The sequence below is a fragment of the Kitasatospora sp. NPDC088134 genome (assembly GCF_044741705.1).
Lineage (GTDB): Bacteria > Actinomycetota > Actinomycetes > Streptomycetales > Streptomycetaceae > Kitasatospora.
Genome location: NZ_JBIUTD010000014.1, coordinates 128,978 through 147,563, shown reverse-complemented (window position 1 = coordinate 147,563; position 18,586 = coordinate 128,978). Strand labels below are relative to the sequence as shown.

13 protein-coding genes are annotated in these 18,586 nt (G+C 74.3%); 5 read left to right on the top strand and 8 right to left on the bottom strand.

The genetic code is table 11. The annotated features are described in order from the left end of the window. Nucleotides 1-82 precede the first annotated feature (82 nt). Complete coding sequence (locus ACIOHG_RS22425) at nt 83-1,372, top strand: ABC transporter substrate-binding protein (protein ID WP_400953293.1); 1,290 nt, start codon at nt 83-85, stop codon at nt 1,370-1,372. A 67-nt stretch (nt 1,373-1,439) separates the two neighbouring features. On the opposite strand, the gene ACIOHG_RS22420 is transcribed toward ACIOHG_RS22425, so the two are convergent. Further along, nucleotides 1,440-2,618 (bottom strand): hypothetical protein, encoded by a 1,179-nt coding sequence (locus ACIOHG_RS22420; RefSeq protein WP_400953291.1) that lies wholly within the window; start codon nt 2,616-2,618, stop codon nt 1,440-1,442. Nucleotides 2,619-2,816: 198 nt separating this feature from the next. After that, nucleotides 2,817-4,193, bottom strand: coding sequence for a transcriptional regulator (locus tag ACIOHG_RS22415; RefSeq protein ID WP_400953289.1), 1,377 nt, complete (start codon nt 4,191-4,193; stop codon nt 2,817-2,819). Nucleotides 4,194-4,448: 255 nt separating this feature from the next. Between ACIOHG_RS22415 and ACIOHG_RS22410 the strand changes: the two genes are divergently transcribed. Then, complete coding sequence (locus ACIOHG_RS22410; RefSeq protein ID WP_400953287.1) at nt 4,449-5,153, top strand: bifunctional DNA primase/polymerase; 705 nt, start codon at nt 4,449-4,451, stop codon at nt 5,151-5,153. A gap of 526 nt (nt 5,154-5,679) precedes the next feature. Here the strand turns inward: ACIOHG_RS22410 and ACIOHG_RS22405 are convergent. Beyond that, nucleotides 5,680-6,369 carry a metal-dependent transcriptional regulator gene (locus ACIOHG_RS22405; RefSeq protein WP_400953285.1) on the bottom strand — a complete coding sequence of 230 codons (690 nt, stop codon included), beginning with the start codon at nt 6,367-6,369 and terminating at the stop codon, nt 5,680-5,682. 211 nt (nt 6,370-6,580) lie between these two features. On the opposite strand from ACIOHG_RS22405, the gene ACIOHG_RS22400 reads away from it, so the two are divergent. The 3 genes from ACIOHG_RS22400 (at nt 6,581) to ACIOHG_RS22390 (ending at nt 9,349) form a co-directional block, all read left to right on the top strand. Continuing rightward, nucleotides 6,581-7,330, top strand: coding sequence for a sugar isomerase domain-containing protein (locus ACIOHG_RS22400; RefSeq protein WP_400953283.1), 750 nt, complete (start codon nt 6,581-6,583; stop codon nt 7,328-7,330). A 197-nt stretch (nt 7,331-7,527) separates the two neighbouring features. After that, on the top strand, nt 7,528-8,457 hold the full coding sequence (locus tag ACIOHG_RS22395) for a DUF4231 domain-containing protein (protein ID WP_400953282.1): 930 nt from the start codon (nt 7,528-7,530) through the stop codon (nt 8,455-8,457). 22 nt (nt 8,458-8,479) lie between these two features. After that, nucleotides 8,480-9,349 (top strand): alpha/beta fold hydrolase, encoded by an 870-nt coding sequence (locus tag ACIOHG_RS22390; protein ID WP_400953280.1) that lies wholly within the window; start codon nt 8,480-8,482, stop codon nt 9,347-9,349. A gap of 67 nt (nt 9,350-9,416) precedes the next feature. On the opposite strand, the gene fxsT is transcribed toward ACIOHG_RS22390, so the two are convergent. From fxsT to ACIOHG_RS22365, 5 genes are all read right to left on the bottom strand, one after another. Then, nucleotides 9,417-13,418 carry an FxSxx-COOH system tetratricopeptide repeat protein gene (gene fxsT, locus ACIOHG_RS22385; RefSeq protein ID WP_400953279.1) on the bottom strand — a complete coding sequence of 1,334 codons (4,002 nt, stop codon included), beginning with the start codon at nt 13,416-13,418 and terminating at the stop codon, nt 9,417-9,419. 109 nt (nt 13,419-13,527) lie between these two features. Beyond that, the gene (locus ACIOHG_RS22380; RefSeq protein WP_400953277.1) at nt 13,528-14,778 is read right to left on the bottom strand and encodes a TIR-like protein FxsC; all 1,251 of its coding nucleotides are present in this window, start codon (nt 14,776-14,778) and stop codon (nt 13,528-13,530) included. Between the two features lie 102 nt (nt 14,779-14,880). Further along, nucleotides 14,881-15,663 carry an AAC(3) family N-acetyltransferase gene (locus tag ACIOHG_RS22375; protein WP_400953389.1) on the bottom strand — a complete coding sequence of 261 codons (783 nt, stop codon included), beginning with the start codon at nt 15,661-15,663 and terminating at the stop codon, nt 14,881-14,883. 187 nt (nt 15,664-15,850) lie between these two features. Beyond that, on the bottom strand, nt 15,851-18,247 hold the full coding sequence (locus ACIOHG_RS22370) for an FxsB family cyclophane-forming radical SAM/SPASM peptide maturase (protein ID WP_400953275.1): 2,397 nt from the start codon (nt 18,245-18,247) through the stop codon (nt 15,851-15,853). Nucleotides 18,248-18,290: 43 nt separating this feature from the next. Beyond that, nucleotides 18,291-18,461: a hypothetical protein gene (locus tag ACIOHG_RS22365; protein ID WP_400953274.1), complete on the bottom strand. Its 171-nt coding sequence runs from the start codon at nt 18,459-18,461 to the stop codon at nt 18,291-18,293. Nucleotides 18,462-18,586: the final 125 nt, after the last annotated feature.

The window sequence follows — 18,586 nt, the reverse complement described above, 5'->3', positions numbered from 1 at the left end:
GGGACCACCCTTGATCCGCCGAGCCTGCGCGACGAAGCACGGGACACCCCGCAGCAGCATGTCCAGGGAGGAACAGAGCAGCATGACGCGGAACGGAACCCCCCACCCGCATCCCGCCGTCAGTGGACGCCGCCGCACCACCGCCGCGCTCGCCGCCGGATCCGCCGTCCTTCCCGCCCTGCTCTCGCTCTCCGCCTGCGGCGGCCCCGCGTCCGCCGACTCGGCCGGCCAGGAGGTCACCGTGATGACCTGGGCCCCGTCCGGCACCGGCGCGGCCGACCGCCCCGGCATGACCGCGCTCGCCGAGGCGATCGGCCGCGACTTCAACGCCCACGGCGGCCTGGCCGGCCGCAAGGTCCGCGTCCTGACCTGCAACGAGCACGACACCACCGACGGCGCCACCGCCTGCGCCGACCAGGCCGTCAGCGCGCACGCGGTCGCCGTGGTCGGCTCCGCCAGCCAGTACGGCAGCAACTTCATGCCCGTCCTGGAGGGCGCCGGCATCCCGTTCATCGGCGGGTACGGCCTCTCCAGCCCCGAGTTCAGCAGCCCGCTCTCCTACCCCGTCAACGGCGGCCTGCCCGCCCTGGTCGCGGGCAGCGGGCGCCAGCTGGTCGAGGCCGGCTGCAAGCAGATCTCGCTGATCCGCCCCGACTCCCGGGCCGGCGACGCCCTGGTCAACTACCTCGGCTCGGCCACCCGGCAGACCGGCATCAAGGTCGTCGACGTCAAGGCGCCGGAGAAGTCCAACGACTACTCCCCGTACGCCCGCAAGGCCATCGGCGAGGACCGGCCCGGCAACTGCGTGCTCTCCGCGCTCGGCGCCGAGCCCACCGCCAACCTGCTCGACCCGTACCGCCGGGCCAACCCGAAGAACACCCAGCTCGCCTCGGTGATCGGCTCCTTCCAGCAGTCCGTGGTCGACTCCACCAGCGGCGACAACGGCCCGCTGCGCGGCGCGCTCGCCACCGGCTGGTTCCCCGCCGAGTCCTCCACCGTCTGGGACAACCTGCGCTCCACCGCCCACACCTACGGCAACGGCGCCACCATCGACGTCGCCGACCCCGGCGTGCAGACCACCTGGGTCGCCTACGAGGTGTTCCGGCAGGCCGCCGGCCGGATCGACCGGTCCAGGCCGATCAGCGCGAAGGGCCTGCAGAGCGTCCTCGACAGCGGCGACCCGATCGACACCGCCGGTGCCACCCCGCCGCTCAGCTGGGGCGTCACCAACATGCTCCCGACCGCCGACGCCCCCCGCCTGGTGAACACCTCGGTCACCTTCCAGCAGGTCCGGGACGGCCGCCTCAGCGAGCAGCGCAAGGGCTTCACGGACGTCCGCTGGGTCCTGACCAACGACAGGCCCCCGGCGTAAGCACACCGCAGGACGGCGAGGAGGAGGGGCGCGGGGAACCGCGCCCCTCGGCCGTTCCCCCGGCCGGCTACAGCTCGATCGCGCCCTTGGTCGGGAGGCCGGTCTTCCCCGCGATGGCGCCCCAGAGGGTCGAGGCCTGCTCCTTCGCCGTGGTGGCGGAGCCGCTCGCGGTGTTGCCGTTGCGGTAGTGGTCGTTGTCCTTGGCCTTGCCCGGGTCGCAGCCGGCCACCAGGTCGCCGGCCCAGGCCGCGTACTCGGTGTCGGCGGTGGCGGAGGCCTGCCACGCGGCCTGCAGCTGCGTCACCAGCTTCGCGCCGTCCGGCAGCTGATCGACCTTCAGGTCGCCGAGCTTCTTCAGCAGGTCCTGCCGCTGCGCGGCGGCGGCGGTGAGCGCGCCCTGCGCGTCCGGCAGGGTCTGGCACTTGCCGACCGCGCCGACCGCGTTGACCACCGAGGTGCGGCTGGCGCTGGCGGTGCCCAGCAGGTCGGACATCGCCTGGGCCTGGGCCTTCATCGCCGGGGTGACGGCGTCGCCGCCGGCCCCGGTGGCCGGGGCGGACGCGGGCTGGCTGGTCCCGGCCTTCGCCTTGGTCTTCTCCTTGTTGCCCCGGTCGCCCTCGTCACCGCCGCTGAGCAGCACCCCGGCCAGCACGGCGACCAGCGCGACGCCGGCCACGCCCGCGCCGATCAGGACCTTGCGGTCGGGCTTGCGGCTCCCGCCGTCCTCGCCCTGCGGGTAGCCGCCCGGGGCCTGGTAGCCGGGCTGCTGCGGCGCCTGGTAGCCGCCCGCCGCCCCGCCGTAGCCCGGCTGCGCGGGGCCGTAGCCGGGCTGGGCCGGCGGCTGGAGCGGGGCCTGCCCGCCGAAGGTGCCGCCCGGGTACGGGACTTGCTGCGGCTGCTGGCCGCCGAAGGTCGGGTCACCGGTCGGGTACGGCGGCAGGTACTGGGTGGCGCCCTCCTGCTCGGGCGCGGCGGGCCCGGCCTGCTGGGGCGCGCCCCAGTACTCGGGGCTGCCGCTCTGCCCGACCGGCGGCACCGACTGCTGCTGCGGGACGGGGTCGTACGGCTGGGCCGGCGCCGCCGGGTAGGGCGGCCGGGCCGGCGGCTGCGCGGGGTACGGGGCCTGGGTCTGCGGGGGCTGCGCGGCACCGGCCGGGCCGCCCGCCCCGTCCGCGGCGGGCTCCGGCCGGAACAGGTCGTCCAGATTGAAGTCGCCGGAGTTGGGGTACGAGCGGCGCTGGCTCAACGCGATTCCTCACCTGTGCACGGCACCGGTGGTCCCGGGCCTTTCGGTTGCCCCGCCGGTCGCTGACGGCGGACCACAACTGCGGGCCCACGCTACCGGTTCACCGGCACGGGTGACTACGTGCGCCGTTGTTCCGTGCCAAGGCTTCACCTTCGGACGGGCCGGTCCGCCCGGCCCGTCCCCGCGCCGCTCCGCCCGCTACGCCGCCTCCCCGTCCATCCGGGCGTGGAACTCGCGGACCGCGCGGTGCCCGCGGTACGGCTCCAGCCGGTTGCGGAAGTCGTCCAGGTACTCGACGCCCCGGTTCGAGCGCAGGCCGCTGAGCAGCCGGACCGCCTCGCTGCCGGTCTCGCAGGCGCGTTCGAGGTCGCGCTGCTGGAGCTGGGCGGTGGCGAGCAGCACCAGGTCGACGGCGCGGCGGCGGACCCGGTGCGCGGGGTGCAGTTCGAGCGCGGTGCGGGCGTAGTGCTCGGCCCGCTCGCCCTGCTGCAGGTCCCGGTGGCAGTGCGCCAGCTCGTCGGCGAGGTAGGCCTCGTCGAAGTGGACGATCCAGTCCGGGTCGTCGGCCGGGTTGCGGCGCTCCATCGCGGCGAGCGCCTTGGCCGCGACGTTCTCGCAGGCGAAGGCGTCGCCGAGCAGGGCGTGGCCGCGGGCCTCGGCGGCGTAGAACATCGCCATCGCGGTCGGGGTGGCCACCGTGCGGGCGCCCTCCTGGGCGGCGCGGGCGAGCTGGGCGATCTCCCGGGGGTTGCCGAGGGTCGCGGCGAGGTGGCTCATCGACGCGGCGAGCACGTAGCCGCCGTAGCCGCGGTCGTCGGCGGCCTGGGCCAGCCGCAGCGCCTGGATGTAGTAGCGCTGGGCCAGGCCGGGCTGCCCGGTGTCGACCGCCATGTAGCCCGCCAGCTCGGTCAGCCGGGCGACCGCGCCGAAGAGCTGCCGGCCCGTCTCGTCCCGGTAGGAGCCGCCGAGGAAGCCGGAGACCACGCTGTTCAGGTAGTGCACCACGACGGGCCGGACGTGGCCGCTGCCGAACCGGTGGTCGAGGTCGACCAGCATCTGGGTGGTGGCCCGGATCGCGGCCACGTCGGCCAGGCCGACCCGGGTGCCGCCGGTGCGGGCGACCACCGGGTCGGGCGGGGTGATCAGCCAGTCCCGGCTGGGTTCGACCAGCGCGGAGGCGGCGACGGTGGTGCCGGCCAGGAAGTCGCGCTTGCCGACGTCGCTGCGCCAGAGCTCGCAGATCTGCTCCAGCGCGGTGGACAGGCTGGGCGCGAACTGGAGTCCGACGGCGGAGCTGAGGCTCTTGCCGTCGGCCATCCCGATCTCGTCCACGGTGACGCCGCGGCCGAGCTTGCGACCGAGCGCCTCGGCGATGACGGCGGGCGCCTGCCCGCGCGGCTGCTGCCCGCGCAGCCAGCGGGCGACCGAGGTCTTGTCGTAGCGCAGGTCCAGTCCGTGCTCTGCTCCGCAGAGGTTGACCCGGCGGGCCAGGCCCGCGTTGGAGCAGCCCGCCTCCTGGATCAACTGCTGCAGACGTTCGTTCGGCTCTCGTGCGACGAGCGGTCTCGCGGCCATGGGATTTTTCCGCCTCCCCAACGCCGTCCGGACCCGACCGGAGGGCGACGACTGTGCAACACCATGCGGAATACCCACGGTGACGTACCCACTCCCCACGCGCCCGGGTGAATGCCCCTGTGCGCCCCCACTGCGCCCGTTACCGCCCCTGCTCGGCGGAGGGGTTCCGACCAGGATCACCGTCCCGGGTGACATCGCGCGCCCCGTGCGGGGCGTTCGGCGGCGGCCCGTAACCCGCACTCACGGACGGTAGTTGTGCTGCACGTGGACAACACCTCCGGAGCCCCCGAACAGAACCTGCCGCCGCTGCTGCTCGAAGCCGTCCGCTACGCCGAGGAACGCCACTGGGAGGTGGTCCCGGGCACCTGGCTGGTCGACGGCGACGGACCGGCGTGCTGCTCCTGCGGTGCGCCGGACTGCGCGCTCCCCGGCGCGCACCCGGCCGAGCAGGACTGGCGCCGGCGGGCCAGCGCCGGGCCCGGCGTGGTCCGCAAGTGGTGGACGGAGAACCCGGCGGCCTCGATCCTGCTGCCGGCCGGACGGGCGTTCGACGTGCTGGACGTGCCGGAGGTGGCGGGCTGCCTGGCGCTGGCCCGGATGGAGCGGATGGGGCTGCAGCTCGGCCCGGTGGTGGCGGTCCCGGCCGCGCCGGGGCGCGACGGGCGGCGGTTGCACTTCCTGGTGCTGCCCGGGGTGGCCGCCAAGCTGCCGGACATGCTGCGGCAGATCGGCTGGTCGCCGGAGCGGCTGGACCTGGTGGCGCGCGGCGAGGGCGACTGGGTGGTGGCCCCGCCGTCCCGGGTCGGCGGGTACGCCTCCGCGCAGTGGGCCCGGCCGCCGTCCGCGCTGAACCGCTGGCTGCCGGACGCCGCGGAGCTGGTCAGCCCGCTGGCCTACGCCTGCGGCCGGGAGGCCTCCTCGCCCCGCCAGGCACCGCGCCAGGCGGCCGCGGTGCGCTGACCCCGAGTGTGCCTCCGGCCGATCCGGCGGGGGCGTTCCCGCGCGGCACCCCGCGCGGGCGGCGGCGGGTGCGGGCCTCCCGATCGGGGGCCGGGCCCGCCGCCGGCACGTCCGGGCTGCCGCGCCTCGCAGCCGTCCGGAGCCGGATCTTCCGGAACCGGTCGTCATACCCGCAGGTCAGCGGCGGAAGCCCACCGATCGGGTGACAGCGCTCAAGGATTGGCCGCAGCTGCCGAGGGGATCATCTCCAGCGTCGGCACGGAGCGGAGCGAAGGGAGCGAGCAGGCCGAGGGAGGCCGAGGAACGTGGGGGGCTGCCGGGAGGGGTTCGGACGGGGAAGCCGAACGTGGCAGCGGGAGGGGACCGGCGCGGATCAGGGGCCGCGCCGGGCACGGCAGGGAGGGAACGGGAGGGGACGGGGCGGGACGGCGGGGGAACCCCGGGGGGACAGGGAGGGAGCGCACGGGCCCGGTGTGGGGACACCGGGCCCGAGGCGCGCCCCGCCCGTCAGGGGGCCGGCCGGGGGCTACGGCTGGGCGACGAACACGTGCGCGGCGATCTCCTTGCCGAGCTCGGCCGCGCTCTCGCCGGTGCCGACCAGCACGCCGCCGGGCGCCGGGGAGACCCGGACGGTCGCGCCGGGGCGGACACCGGCCCGGCGGAGCGTGCGCATCAGGTCGCCGTCGGTCTGGATCGGCTCGCCGATCCGGCGGACCACCACGTCGGCGCCGTCCGCCGCCGCGACGGCCTCCAGCGTCAGCAGCCCGGCGTCGAAGCCCTCGCCCTCGGCCTTGGTGTCGCCGAGCTCGTCCAGGCCGGGAATCGGGTTGCCGTACGGGGACTGGGTGGGGTGGCCGAGCATGGCGAGCACCTTGCGCTCGACCGTCTCGCTCATCACGTGCTCCCAGCGGCAGGCCTCCTCGTGCACCTGCTCCCACTCCAGGCCGATCACGTCCACCAGCAGGCACTCGGCGATCCGGTGCTTGCGCATCACCCGGACGGCCAACTTGCGGCCCTCACCGGTCAGTTCGAGGTGGCGGTCCTCGGCGACCTGGAGCAGGCCGTCGCGCTCCATCCGGCCCACCGTCTGGCTCACCGTCGGGCCGGACTGCTCCAGCCGCTCGGCGATCCGGGCGCGCATCGGGGTGATGCCCTCCTCCTCCAGCTCCAGGATGGTGCGGAGGTACATCTCAGTGGTGTCGATCAGCCCTGACATCGCCCCTGGCTCCGTTCTTCGGTGTCCTCACCGCCAATTCTGACGTACCGGAGTGACAACCCCTCCCGCGTGCCCGCTATGCCCCCGGCTTTTCGTGGTGGTGGACAGTGGTGGTTGACAGCCGCCTGCGGCAGGGGACACCGTGCACGCCGTAGCTTTCTCCCCAGTGGTCCGGACCACCGGACCGCCCCCGAGCTCGGACGGAGCAGAGATGAGCGGACTGGTCGGCCGGTACCTGGACATCGCGGTGGCCCACCTGGAGCGGGTCCGGGCGGAGGAGGGGGAGAACATCGAGGCCGCCGCCGAGCTGCTGGCCGAGGCCGTCGAGCACGGGCGGCGGATCTTCACCTACGGGGCCGGGCACTCCTCGCTGGCCGCCCAGGACGTGGTCTACCGGGCCGGCGGGCTGGTCGTGATGAACCTGCTCAACGTGCCCGGGATGACCGGCGTCAACGTGATGCCCGCGCACCTGGGCAGCGCCCTGGAGCGGGTCTCCGGGCTGGCCACCACCACGCTCGACCTGACCCCGGCGCGCAGCGGCGACCTGCTGTTCCTGATCTCGCTCTCCGGCCGCCAGGTGATGCCGGTCGAGCTGGCCCGGCACGCCCGCGACCGCGGCCTGAAGGTGATCGGCGTGACCTCGCTGGCCTATCCCGGCGCGGTCTCCTCGAACCACTCCTCCGGCACCTACCTCAAGGACAACTGCGACGTGGTGCTGGACAGCAAGATCGGGCTCGGCGACGGGGAGCTGGAGCACCCGGGCGCGGGCGCGCCGTTCGGCTCGGTCTCCACCATCGTCACCAGCGCCCTGATGCAGTGCGTCACGGCCGCCGCGACCGCCAAGCTGGCCGACCGCGGCATCACCCCGCCGCTGTTCCGCTCCGGGAACGTGGACGGCGGCACCGAGTGGAACAACAAGGTGATCGCCGACAACGCCGACCGGATCTTCTACGCCTGGTGACAGCCGGTGCCGCCCGGTGCCGCCGGGTCCGCACCGGCCCGCGCCGACCCGTGCCCGCCCGCGCCGACCCGCCCCATTCGGCCAACTCATGCTCCGTTCGCGTAAGTTCACCCGTCACTGGGCAGGACTCCCGAGACCGGTGAGACGGCGCTGCGGGGGCGGGGATGGCGGCTGGGGCGGGGCGTTCGATCGGCTTCGTGCGGGAGCAGGACCTGCTCCCGCGCCTGTTCTGGGCCGCCGACGGCGCGTCCCTGCTGGGGCAGACCAGGGCGGTCGCGCTGTCCCGCTGGGAGCTGCTGCTGCTGGTCGGCGCGGCCTTCGCCGGCTCCGCCGACGGGCCGCTCTGGGCCTGGGCGGCGGCGGTCGCCTACCTGGGCGCGCTGTTCATCGCCGTCGTGGTGGCCTGGCAGAACCCGCAGCGGCTCTGGTACGACGGCCGGGCGGTCGCCGAGTCGGTGAAGACCCTGGTGTGGAAGTACGCGGTGCGTGCCGACTCCTACCAGCCGCCGCCCCGCAAGCTACCCGACGCCGAGCGCCTCTACGACATCCAACTCGCGGGAATTCTGGGTGAGTTCGACACCGACCGGGTCACTCCGGGGGTCGCCGAGGAGCTGCGCGCCTGGCGCGCACCGGCCCGGCACCCGCAGATCACCGAGACCATGGAGCGGCTCCGCGACCAGCCGCTGACCGTCCGCCGCGAGGTCTACCTGCGCGAGCGGGTGCGGAGCCAGCGCGAGTGGTACCAGGCCAAGGCCGTCCAGTGCCGGAACGCCACCCGCCGGGTCGGCCGGCTCGCCATCGTGCTGCCCGCGGCCGGCCTGCTGCTCGCGGTGCTGCGCGCGGTCGGCGAGTTCAGCTTCGACGCGCTGGGCGCGATCTCCGCCGTGGCGGCCTCGATCGCCGCCTGGGCGCAGCTGCGCCAGTACCGCCCGCAGGCCGCCGCCTACACCCTGGCCGCCGCCGAACTGTCGAAGGTGGAGGCCCAGTTGGCCACCGTCGACCTCTCCTCGCCGGACGCCGAGGAGACCTGGGCCCGGCTCGCCCGGGACGCCGAGGACGCGATCTCCCGGGAGCACACCACCTGGCAGGCGCGCCGCGAGGTGCGCAGCCTCGACATCCCCAGTTGACCAGTCGAACAGGAGGGTCCGCGTGGCGACACGGAGGATCGAGACGCCGGACGGCGGCGTGCTCGCCGTCGAGACGTCCGGAGACCCGTCCGGGACACCGGTGTTCCTGCTCCACGGCACCCCCGGCAGCCGGGTCGGGCCCGCTCCGCGCAGCGCCGTGCTGGCCCGGATGCGGGTCCGGCTGATCTCCTTCGACCGGCCCGGCTACGGCGACTCCACCCGGCTGCCGGGCCGCAGCGTGGCCGCCGCCGCGACCGACGTCACCGTGATCGCGGACGCCCTCGGCCTGGACCGGTTCGCGGTGGTCGGCCGCTCCGGCGGCGGGCCGCACGCGCTGGCCTGCGCCGCGCTGCTGCCCGACCGGGTCCGCCGGGCCGCCACCCAGGTCTCGCTGGCGCCGCGTCACGCGGACGGCCTGGACTGGTTCGCCGGGATGACCCCGTCCAACGAACGGGCCTACCGGCAGGCCGAGTTGGGCCAGCCCCGGATCGCCGGCCAGTTCCAGGTCCGGTCCCGGGTGATCCGCCGCGACCCGGCCCAACTGATCCGCAACCTGGTCCCCGAGCTCACGCCGCCGGACCGCACCGTGGTCGCCGACATCGGCATCCGCCGGATGCTGCACTCCACCTACCGGCAGGCCTTCCGGTTCGGCGCCGACGGCTGGATCGACGACGTGCTGGCCTTCATCACCGACTGGGGCTTCGACGTGGAGAGCATCCTGACGCCGGTGCGCCTGTGGCACGGCGCCGACGACAAGTTCTCCCCCGTCGGCCACTCCGCCTGGCTCGCCGACCACATCCCCGGCGCCCAGCTCTACCTGGAGCCGGGCGCCGCGCACTTCGGCTCGCTGAAGGAGATGACCGACGCCATCCGCTGGGTCGTCCGGCCCTGAGCCCGCCGAGGGGGCGGGGCGCCCGGCTCCGGACGGAGAGCCGGGCGCCCCGCCCCCTCGGCGTCCGCTACAGCGGCTGCGGCTCCAGGTCGCGGTTGGTGCGCTGCCAGCTGCGGGCGGCGACCACCGACGGGTGCTCCTCCCCGAAGAGCTCGACCAGCGCCGCGATCGCCTGCATCCGCAGGCTCTCGGCCTCGCTGCGCCGCCCGGCCGCCCGGAGCGTGACGGCCAGGTTGGCCTGGCAGATCAGCGCGTCGGGGTGGTTGGTGCCGTACCGGGCGACCAGCCCGTCGTAGGCGGTCCGGGCCAGGTCCTCGGCCTCGGCCAGCTCGCGGGCCTCGGCGAGGGCGTTGGCCAGGTTGATGACGGCGTTCAGCGTGAAGGGGTGGCTGTCGCCGAGCGACCGGGTGAGTCCGTCGACCGCGGCCCGGCCGTGCTGCAGCGCCCCCTCGATGTCGCCGGAGCCGCGCAGGTAGATGGAGAGGTTGTTCTCGCAGGCGAAGGTGAAGGGGTGGCTGTCGCCGAACAGCCGCCGGTGGCCGTCGAACGCGTCGGTGGCGATGTCCCGGGCGGTCTCCTTGTCGCCGGCCGCGCTGAAGTCGGCGGCGAGGTTGAGCCGGCAGGCCAGCGCGTCCGGGAAGTCGGAGCCGTACAGGTCGAGGTAGCGCTCGTAGGTGCGCTCGGTCAGTTCGCGGGCCTCGGCGTACTGGCCGGCCCGGCGCAGCGAGACCGCGAGCGACTTGGCGTTGCGCAGCTCCTCCGGCAGGCCGGGGGCCTCGACGGCGCCGAAGGTCTCGGTGACCTCCCGGAGCAGTTCGGCGGAGGCCTTGTAGTCACCGAGTTCGCGCAGGTCGCGGGCCAGGTTGGACTTGACGCTGAGGGTGTAGGGGTGGAGCGGGCCGAGGACCGCGGAGCGGCGCTCGAAGGTGTCCTGGTCGAGTTCCAGGGCCTCCCGGCTGTTGCCGACCAGGCGGTGGTCGATGGCGAGGTTGTTGGCGACCGACAGGGTGCGCGGGTCGTCCTCGCCGAACAGCTCGACGAACTGGCCGAAGGTGTCGCGGTCCAGGTCCAGGGCTTCCTGGAAGCGGCTGAGGTAGCGCAGGTCGGCTGCCATCGAGTTGGCGGTCATCAGGGTGTAGGGGTGGTGCTCGCCGAGCAGTTCGCGCTGGCCCGCCAGGGTCTCCTGGTTGAGGTTCAGCGAGTCGGTGTAGAAGCCCTGGGAGCGCAGCACGTTGGCGATCTGCAGCCGCAGGCTGTAGATCTGGCGCCGCCACAGGCGCTTCTCGGCCGGGTCGGTCTCGGCCTCGGCCCGGCCCGTCCAGGCGGTGTCGAGCTGGCGGCCGAGCTGCACGGCCTGCTCCAGGTCGACGCGCTTCCAGAGGTAGCGGACGCGGTCGATGAGCATCTCGCGGACCTCCTTCTCGTCGCAGTCCTGGGCCCTGGACGGCGCGAGGTGGGGCCAGATCTGTTCGAGCGTCGGCCAGTTGGCGGGGTCGTCGGTGTCGCCGCGGGAGGGCCGGGCGTTCACCAGGATGCGGTGCACCTGGTGCATGGTGGCGTTCCGCTCGTCCTCGGTCATGCCGCTGCGGACCACGGCCTGCACCAGCCGGTGGACCTGGAAGGAGTCGGAGCCGGCGTCGGTCTTGGCCAGCGCGTACCGGCTGACGGCCCGCAGCACCTTGCCGAGCAGGAAGGTGTCGGTCAGTTCCTCGTCGTAGGGGTAGAGCGCGAGCCGCATCTGCTCGGAGAAGAAGAACTGCTTGAGCGAGATCGGCTCGGGCGCGAAGAAGGCGCACAGTTCCAGCAGCCGGACGGCGGCGGGCGACTGCTCGCGCAGCCGGGCGATCGAGACGTTCCAGGTGAGGCCGACGGGCGTCGGGTAGTCGACCGGGGTCTCGCCGGCGGCGAGGACCCGGGTGGCCTCGGCCTTGAGCTGGTTGACGTAGCTGTCGACGGGGGTGCGGGTGGTCTCCAGCCAGGCGGCGGCGACCTCGACGGCGAGCGGGAGGTCGCCGACGGCCTCGGCGACCCGTTCGGCGTCGGTCCGGGACAGGCCGCGGACCCGGCGGGTGAGGTGGTCGACGGACTCGGTGCGGTCGAAGACGTCGACGTTGAGCACGCCGGCCTGCCCGGACCAGCCCTGGTTGCGGGAGGTGACCAGGATGTGGCCGGGGCCGTCGGGGAAGAACCGGCGGATCTCGCCGGGCTCGTCGGCGTTGTCGAAGATCAGCAGCCAGTTGGGGGTGGGGATGCCCTGCCGGAGCGCGTCGCGGGCGGCCTGGGCGGCCTCGTTGACGTTGTCGCCGACCCGCAGCCCGAGCCGGCCGGCCAGTTCGGCGAGGTCGACGGCGACGTTCTCGCTCTGCTCGGCGTCGACCCACCAGACCAGGTCGTAGTGCGACATGTAGCGGTGCGCGTACTCCAGCGCGACCTGGGTCTTGCCGACGCCGCCGAGGCCGTACAGGGTCTGCGGCGGCGGGAGCACCGCGGTGGTGCCGCCGGCGAGTTGGGCCCGCAGGTCGTCGAGGACCTTGACCCGGCCGGTGAAGGAGTGGTTGCGCTGCGGGACCTCCCAGTAGGTGGGCTTGGTCCCGGGGAAGCGGGGCGCGCCGGGGCTGCGCTCGGGCAGTTCGGTCTCGGTGCGGCCGAGGGCGCGCAGCAGCGCGGTGGCGGCGGCGGGTTCGTCGCGGCCGATCAGGTCGACGGGGTTGCGGCTGTTGTAGGGCGCGTTGAGGCGCACGTCGGAGACCCGGACCGGGATGAGCTGGCGGCGGGCGCCGGCCGGGTCGGCGAGCACGGCGCGGTCCCACAGCGCCTGGGCCTGCGGGGACTGCAGGTAGGCCGCGGACAGCAGGGCGACGGTGCGGTAGGCGGAGTCGATGCCGCGGCCGGTGGCCTCGCGCGGGTTGGCGCCGGCCCCGAAGTCGCGCGGCACCACCCGGTAGCCGGCGTCGGCCAGCAGCGCGGAGATCCAGTCGGCCCAGGCCCGGTCCTCGGGGACGTAGCTGAGGTACAGGTCGGCGGGGGCGGTGGGGCGGCGGCGGGCGAAGCCGTCCAGGTGACGGAGCCTCAGGTCCTCGGCCATCGGCGGCAGTCCGCCGACCCGGCCCTGGGTGATCTCCCGGGTGAGGCGCTCGTTGGCGGCGAGCATCGAGCCGGGCAGGCCGGGCTGGTCGCCGAACGGGGAGAGGATCTCCTCGTAGGCGTAGAAGGGGCGGTAGGGGATCTCCACCCCCGCCCAGTAGCGGGCCAGGTCGGACTCGGTCAGTCCGGCGGGCAGCCCGGCGAACTTGATCCGGGCCAGGGCCCGGCCGGCGTCGGCCTTCTCCTTCTCGCCCTCGTCGATGCGCATCGGGACGGGGAGGATGCGGATCTCCCGGTCGCCGTAGCGGTCCTCGATCACCCGGGCGATCCGGGAGGCGCCGTCGATGGACTGGTCGCTGAGGGTGAAGCAGATGACCAGGTCGTCGGGCATCTCGACGGTGCAGATGTCCGCGGTGTCGGTGAGGCCGGTGCGGCTGTCGATCAGCACGTAGTCGTAGCGGCGCTTCATGTCGGCGCGCAGCGACTGGATGAAGCGCCGACCGTGGTAGCGCTCGTACAGCAGGTCCCAGTCCAGCCGGGTGACGGCGTAGTCCCGGTTCTGCTGGCCGGCCGGCACCAGGTCGATCCGGCCGGCGCCCGGGAAGTGCGGCCAGGACAGCGAGAGCGCGTGCGGGTGGATGCGGGCGAAGTCCTCGATCCACTCGGGGTCGCGGTCGACCGGGCGGCGGGCCTCGTCGAGGTAGTCGGCGAACAGGTCCATGATGCCGGTGGTGGCGGCCACCACCTCGGGGTTGAGGAAGGGCCGGTAGAACTGGCTGAGGCCGGGGGCCTCCAGGTCCCAGTCGACCACCAGCACCCGGTAGCCGCTGGCGGCCAGGATCCAGGCGGTGTTGGCCAGCGCCATCGTGCGGCCGGTGCCGCCCTTGTACGAGTAGAAGGTGATGATGCGGCCGCGCCGGTTCTCGGTGGTGGCGTCGCGGCGGTGCGCCTGGATCTGCGGGCCCTTGGCCTGCCTGTCGGTCATGACGTTCCCTCCCCCGGGGGCCCTCGGCGCCCGTGCTGTCCCGCACACCGTGCCGCCGGACGGGTTCCCGACCGTCCGACGTCGTGCTGCTGTCCGTTCGCGGCCCCGGTCAGGGGCCGATGCTCGGCCGGGGCGACCCCGTCCCGTCGTCGGGTCTGTCCCGGTGCTGCTGCTCGTGGGCGGTGCAGGCGCGCATCACGGCGCGCTCCATCTCGCCGCGGAACTCCTCCAGGCTGCCCGGGGCGCCCGCGGCGCTGTCGTCCCGCAGGCTGGGCTTCTGCCGGGCGCCGCGGCTGACGGTCAGCACGCTGTCGCCGATCTCGTTGAGCATCCGCTCGTGGTCGCGGCTCTGCTGGTCCTCCCGGTTCCAGGGCTCGATGATGGCGACCGAGCCGAGGTTGCGCCGGTCGAGCCGGCGCACCGCCTCGGCCCGCCGCCCGTCCAGGAAGGCCCACCGGTCGACCAGCAGCACGCAGGGCGCGGGCGGGTGGTCGCCGGTCAGCAGGTGCTCGGACTCCTCCTCGAACTCCCGGACGGTGGGCTGGAATCCCATGTTCCGGGCGACGTCGGCGGCGTCCTGGGCGAGCGGCCGGGAGGAGTCCGGCCGGTACGGCTGCCAGTCGGTGCGCTGCTCGCCGTACCAGGCGGCGCTGCGGTTCGGCGGCAGTTCGGGGCGGTGGTAGGAGAACACCGAGATCCGGACCTTGTCGGCGATGTCCGGCGGGTCGAAGGCGGAGGGCTGGGACTCGAAGTCGAGCACCTGCCCGGCCGGGATGACGGTCTGCTCGGCGACGTCCACGATCCGCTGGGCGAGCCGCCAGACCGCGGTCTGGTACTGCGGGCTGTACGTGGCGATCTTCATCAGCGCGTACAGGCCCTCGGCGGCGTAGTCCAGGCCGAAGCTGTCGTGGTTGAACTGGAGTTCGCCGGCCACCCGGGGCAGCGGGTAGTGGTCCATCGGCACCCACAGCGCGGGCACGATGCCGGTCATCCGCTCGGCGGTGGGCCGCCGCTGGTACACCGAGCGGCGGCTGAACAGGTGCCACTCCCGGCCGCAGGCCTCGGACTTGAAGTACCGGGGCGAGTACAGCGGCACGAAGACCCGGCAGTTCGCCAGCTCCCGGGACAGTCGCTCGGCCCACTTCTGGCCCTGGTGCATGGAGCGGTCCATGAACCCGATCGGATGCCCGGCGGGCGCGTCGGTGATCTGCAGGATCGCCTCGCACAGGTCCTGGTACAGCTTGGCCACCCACAGGTTCGGGTCGGCCGAGCCCCGCGAGTTCATCCTCGGCGTGTGGGCGTAGCTGAGGAAGAAATAGGGCCTGGGCGGTTCCTTGCCGCGGCCCGTTGGGCTGTTCACACGCGCCTCCCCCGAGCCCGCCTGTCACTGTTCCCCCGAAAGGGTCTCAAGTGTAGGAAGACCGGGAGCCCGAATGGAATAGGGCCTTGATCTGACGCGTGGTCAATCCTTCGTGGAACGGAACCACTTGTCGGCGAGGTCGACCGCCTCCCGGATCGGCATCAGGTAGCAGTGCGCGTCGCCGACCGGGCCGCTCTCCAGCAGGTCGGGCGGGCCGGCCAGCAGGGCGTCGCCCATGGCGGGGAAGTGCCCGTCCTGGAGCCGGGTGCCGGTGAAGCTCCGCCACTGCCGCCGGCCGTCCGGGGCGCGCACCACGCACCGGTAGCGCTGCTCCTGCCGGTCCGGCTGCCAGTACTCCAGCAGGTGGAGCGGGGTGCAGCACCAGACCGGGACGCCGATCATCAGGCAGCGCGCTCCGCTGTCGTAGAGCCGCCGGGCGGGCGACTCCTCGCCCAGGTGGCTGCTCCACAGGTGACCCTCGGTCAGCTGCCCGGCGCGCGGCCCGATCGCGGTGAACGAGGTCTGCGGGTGGCCGCTGCGCAGGGCCCCGGGCAGCAGTCTGACCTCCTCGGAGAGCCGCCCCATGGTGGGCGAGGCGGGCGTCTGCGCGCGGTCCCAGGCCGGCATCCGGGCGTGGTGGCGGCGCAGTTGGGCGGGGGTCATCCCGGCCGTGGCCGCCCGGTAGGAGGACGAGGTCCGCGAGTTCTCGGGTGTAGCGGTGTACACGACCAGCGTGCCGTCCGCCCCGAGCGCCCCCCTGAGCGCCCGAACGACCCCGTGCACGCCGTCCACCACCGGCCCGACGGCCCGCAGCGAAGCCTGCACCAGCAGGGTCTCCCCCGCCCGGACGCCCAACTTGTCCAGGTCTGTGGTGAGTTTCGCCACGGAGTACAACGGGCCTCCCCTGCACGGTTCGAAGCCCCAAACCCTAGGACCCGCGCCCCTCCCGCAGCCAGTCCGGCGTCATCCCTTCGGGCGTTGACAACCCGTCGGACACCGTGCGTACCACCGGAGTTGGCCGCGCCGCCGGACCTCTCCCCCGGACTTCGATCCCGGCCCGCGCCCCCGGTCCTCAGTCCCGGGCCGCCGCCCCGGCCGTCGCCCGCCACTGCGCGAGGTTCTGCTCCGCGGCCTCGCGCGCCGCCGCCTCGGCCGCCGCGCCGACCGGCACCGCCAGCCAGGGCTCGACGGCGGTCCGCATGCCCGCGACGAAGCGCTCGCCGAGCGGGGTGAGGGCGCCGGAGCCGGCCAGGTTCTCGACCGCCCGGGCGGTGTGCGCGCGCCAGCTCGCCAGCTGGACCCGGGCGTACTGGGCCGGGTCGTTGCGCAGCCCGTCGTAGGCGTGCACCCGGGCGGCCCAGAACTCGGTCACCGCGAGGTGCGCGTAGGTGCCCTGGAGCAGTCCCTCGACCGGGCGCGGATCCGGCCGCCACGGGGCGTGGAACAGCCGCTGGTCGGTCCGGTCGTAGAGGTCGTGGAAGTCCAGCACGGCGCCGAGCTTGACGTGCTGGAACTCGTGGGCGACCAGCAGGGCCAGGGTGGGCGCGGTGCCGGGGCGGGCGATGCCGACGCTCCCGAAGGCCTGCCGGGCGGCGGCGGACACGTCCCGCCCGGCCGGGCCGGGCCGCAGCGGGGTGACGGTGGACAGGCCCGCCCGGATGCCGGGCGCGTAGCCGGGCAGTTCGCGGCCGATCAGCTCCCAGGCCTCGCGCAGCGCCCCGGCCCAGGCCAGGTACTCGGGCTCCGGCAGCCGCTCCTCGACCGGCCACTGGTGGCTGTCGCGCTGCGGGTCGGTGTCCTCCAGGGCGACGGTCCAGCCGTCGGCGAGCGCGACCCGGCGCACCGGCTGCCACGGCCCCCCGCCGGGGGTGTCCCAGTCGACCCGCACCCCGCCGACGGTGAAGCCGCCGGCGTCCGAGGCCAGCACGGTCTCGCCGGCGCCGCCGACCAGCACCCGGCCCAGGGTGGGCAGGTGCACCGCGCCGCCGCGGACCGGCAGCGGCAGCGCGAACGCGCGGCGGGCGCGCAGCGCGGCGGCGGCGGCCAGTTCGGCCAGGCCGCCGAGGTCGGCCCCGGCCTCGCCCCGCAGGCAGCGCACCGCCCAGGCCCGGGTGTACGGGTGGGCGAGCACCGCGTCGAGGGCCGCGGGGTGCTCGGCGTCCAGCGCGGTGACCAGCTCCCAGCCGGGGGCGCCCGCGCCGACGGCGGCCACCAGCCGCCGGGTGAGGCCGAGTTGGGACCGGAGCAGGGCGCGCACGGTGTCCGCGCCGCCGTACCCGGCGGCGAGTTCGTCGAGCTGCGGGCCGGTCAGGGCGGCGCCGGGGGCGTCCTGCGGCGGGACGGCGGCGGCGGCCGTCCGGTCGCGGATGGTGGTGATCAGCTTCATGAGGTCCCCGCAGAAGACGGAGGGGTTGCGGAAGCCGGAGCCGTCGCCCCGGTAGCGGTGGGCGTACAGGCCGCCGCCGCAGGAGCGCACCACGGGGCAGCCGCGGCACTCCTCGGCGAGTCCGGCCAGCCCGGACTGGCGCTCCACCATGCCGGGGTGCGCGGCGACCTGGTCCAGGGTGTGCTCGAACACGGTGAACCCGGTGGCGGGAGCGCCGTCGTAGGCGGTCTTCAGGCTGTCGGCCTGCTCGAAGGAGCCGTCGGTCTCGACGACCACCAGGTCGGCCGGGTCCAGGCCGAGCGACTCGGTGAGGCTGGAGCGGCCGCGCAGGGTCCGGTGGATCGACTCGAAGGTGCGCACGGGTACCGGGCGGCCGCGCTCCTCCCAGCGCCGGTACACGGCCAGCAGCCAGTCCGCGTAGGGGGTCCCGCCCATTCCGGCGGGGCGTTTCGGCGGCTGCTCGTGGGTGGCGTGCGGCAGCAGGAAGTCGACCCGGGGCGGTTCCAGGTCGAGCAGGGCGTCCAGCACCGCGACGGGGTCGTTCTCCACATCGACGGTGCAGAGCAGTCCGGCGTACAGGTGCCGGTAGGCGGGGGTGCGCAGCAGGTCGACGGCGGCGATGACCAGGTCGTGGCTGCTGCGGCCGTCGGCGAAGCGGCGGTGCCGGTCGTTGGCGGCCCGGTCGCCGTCGAGCGAGATCCCGACCTTGATGCCGTGTTCGGCGAACAGGTCGAGGAAGCGGGTGCCCAGCCGCACCCCGTTGGTGTGGATGCGCAGGTCGAGGGCACAGTCGGGGGGCAGGGCGGCGCGGAGCAGTTCGGCGGCCCGGCGGAGCAGGACCGGCCCGGCGAGCAGCGGCTCGCCGCCGTGCAGCACCACGTGGACGGCGGGCAGCCGGTGGGCCCGGGCGTGCTCGGCGATCCGCTCGGCGGTCCGGGCGAGGACCGCCTCGGAGGTGGCGCGGCCCTTGGCGCGCCAGCTGGTGTCGGCGTGTTCGTAGATGTAGCAGTGGTCGCAGGCCAGGTCGCAGCGTGCGTGCGTCTTCAGCACGAACTGGGAGAACGGCACCAGCTGGCGGGTCATGGTGATCGGGTGGGGCGTCGGTGCCGGTCGCGCTCGTCGCCGGTCAGATGGAGGAGTTGAACGCGGCCACGGCCACCTGGCCGGTGTCGCTGCCCGGGAGGGCGCGGTGGAGATCGGCGGTGAGTTCGTCCACGCCGAGGGAGGCCAGAGCAGCCAGCGAAGGAGCGGACTCCTCGGAGCGCGCGCTGTCGGCGGGCTTGGTGGCGGCGACCATGATGACTCGTTTCTGCGCCTGTCGGCGCGAGACAGGCCTCGGCGTCCTGAGCCGAGAATTCACCCAATCGGAAACCTTACCCGCGCTTCCCCCTCCCGGCCGAGCTAAACCAGCGAGAATTGAGC

What these genes read in the sequence shown, in the direction of transcription:
- ACIOHG_RS22425 (WP_400953293.1), top strand. Translation starts at nt 83, where the DNA reads ATGACGCGGAACGGAACCCCCCACCCGCATCCCGCCGTCAGTGGACGC.
- ACIOHG_RS22415 (WP_400953289.1), bottom strand. Translation starts at nt 4,193, where the DNA reads ATGGCCGCGAGACCGCTCGTCGCACGAGAGCCGAACGAACGTCTGCAG.
- ACIOHG_RS22405 (WP_400953285.1), bottom strand. Translation starts at nt 6,369, where the DNA reads ATGTCAGGGCTGATCGACACCACTGAGATGTACCTCCGCACCATCCTG.
- ACIOHG_RS22400 (WP_400953283.1), top strand. Translation starts at nt 6,581, where the DNA reads ATGAGCGGACTGGTCGGCCGGTACCTGGACATCGCGGTGGCCCACCTG.
- fxsT (WP_400953279.1), bottom strand. Translation starts at nt 13,418, where the DNA reads ATGACCGACAGGCAGGCCAAGGGCCCGCAGATCCAGGCGCACCGCCGC.
- ACIOHG_RS22370 (WP_400953275.1), bottom strand. Translation starts at nt 18,247, where the DNA reads ATGACCCGCCAGCTGGTGCCGTTCTCCCAGTTCGTGCTGAAGACGCAC.
- ACIOHG_RS22365 (WP_400953274.1), bottom strand. Translation starts at nt 18,461, where the DNA reads ATGGTCGCCGCCACCAAGCCCGCCGACAGCGCGCGCTCCGAGGAGTCC.